The sequence below is a fragment of the Thiolapillus sp. genome (assembly GCF_048562965.1).
GTDB classification, from domain to species: Bacteria; Pseudomonadota; Gammaproteobacteria; order Chromatiales; family Chromatiaceae; genus Thiolapillus; species Thiolapillus brandeum_A.
Genome location: NZ_JBHNMF010000597.1, coordinates 1 through 1,921 on the forward strand (window position 1 = coordinate 1; position 1,921 = coordinate 1,921).

Sequence of the window (1,921 nt, forward strand, 5' to 3'; positions counted from 1 at the left end):
GTGCTTTTTATAATAAATGAGTACCTTTTGTGAAGCAAATGCGTAACCTAAGAAGATCCCAGCCCAATGGGCATCCCGAACTCGACGAGTGAAAGCCCTTCAGCTTCCGCTTCAGGGCGGGTTTGGCAAGACGAGGCAAGCATCAGTGATCACATGACGGAGAAAACCGTCACCCCATTACTTCGGCATGGCAGCGGTGGTAGTGGTCTACGCGGGATTCACGCTCACGGCCTGGCGGCCTTCGCTTCCACTCCGCCAGTGGTTGCGGCACGGCTCGTGCCGCGTTATTTGACGCTCGGAGCCCAGCCGTTAATCCGATCGCTTCTCACCCCCCACGACGGATTCGGGCGATACCCGACTCTCTGAGGTTTTTTGCTCTGACGAACCATCAAACGCCTGGCTGGCAATGCGAAAAACGTCCCGTACCGCGCCAGAACCATTCTCTCCTTTTGAATAGGCTTCCGGGCTTTTTGCGTCCTCAGTCGCGCCAGAACCTCTATCCCCGCCCTCACTGCCGACTGTTTTCTGATCACCTGTCTGGTGTTCCGCTGTGCTGCCGTGCTCCGCGCTTCCAGCAGCAACCTGTTTGTCTAAACCGGGTTGCACGCCAGGTAGATCTGTTCTCGCATCAACGTCACCGACCGGCGCTTGGCTTGCCGTCTTTTCCGCCCCCTCCATACGGTCGGCATGATCCGTCCGGGCTGCCAGGGCGCCGCTGGGCATGTCCTGATGGGCGGGCGTAACTGCCCCGCCCGGCAGGTTGCCGCCAGGGCCGGCACCTGGCGGCGGTTTGGGAAGCCCTGAACCATGTGTCCCAGCGGCTTCTATTCGACGACTGGCGGCAATGATCATCGATTGCGCCCGATGCGCATCCTGCGCTTCTCCCAGATTGGTATGCAACTGTGCAATCCAGTTGAGCACGTTGTCGGGTATCCAGGTAATCAGCGAAAAACATTTGTGCGCGGCAACAATCACAAGCGTGGTCATCAGGACAGCATAGGCCACCAGGTAAGCAGGCGTTCTCCAGGCACCTGAATCAAACTGCGCCATGCGGAACCCCGCACCCACGACCCCGGCGATGGCCTCGAAAAGCAGAATGCTGATAAAGAAGCCGATCACCATCAGGCTCGGGCGCGCCAGCACCCGCAGAAACAGCATGTAGCCTTGTTTGCCGTGTTGGCCGGCTATGCCCTCGCCATCGGGGATGCCGTGCGCAATGGCCCACAGGGGCGCGGCCACTATTACTTCCATCACCAGGATAACCCAACCGATGAATCCCATGATCCAGAGGAAGAAAGGCACCATGGGCAGATAATAGGCCAGCGCCATCCCGGCCAGAAGCAGCACGCCCATGGCGCCCGCGATCAGCCGCCCCAAGAACGAGTCGTTCACATTCGTAGCGGCCATAATTCCGTCTTTGATGCCTTCACCTGTGAAGATTTGAAGCACCAGTCCCCAGGCGGAGCCATCGGTTGCGCCACCCACAAATGCGCCTGCAATCTTCAATGTCAGGAATCCCGCAGCGGCTGCCTGAACACCGGCAATATAGAAATTACCCAGCGTCTGGAGATTTCTCAACGCGTCGCCATCAGACAGATAAGATGCCCAGGAATCCGGTCCGTAGGAGAGCGATTGGGTAAGGATTTCGGTTGCCCGGGTGCTCAACCCTTCGGGGCTGGATATATCCAGGTAGTCCTCCAGTTCATCTTGTACGTCATTTTCCGCACACACATCCACCGCTTCGTCCAGCCCATACTCGTCCTTCTGGTACTCTGTGCAATGCGCCATATCCGCCAGGCTGCTTTTCCGGTTGCCACCGGTGCGCTTGTACATCTGGTAAGCGTTCAGGCGTTCCTGATAGGCCTGGGGCGCGAAGAACGCCCGCCGGGCTTCGCTGAACTGGACCGGGAACGTCTTGATC

Annotated in this window: 1 protein-coding gene; it reads right to left on the bottom strand. The window is 58.4% G+C overall.

The genetic code is table 11. The features are described 5' to 3' along the window. Window positions 1–309: 309 nt before the first annotated feature. Window positions 310–1,788 (bottom strand): DotA/TraY family protein, encoded by a 1,479-nt coding sequence (locus ACOCD2_RS18155; protein ID WP_419607064.1) that lies wholly within the window; start codon window positions 1,786–1,788, stop codon window positions 310–312. Window positions 1,789–1,921 lie beyond the last annotated feature (133 nt).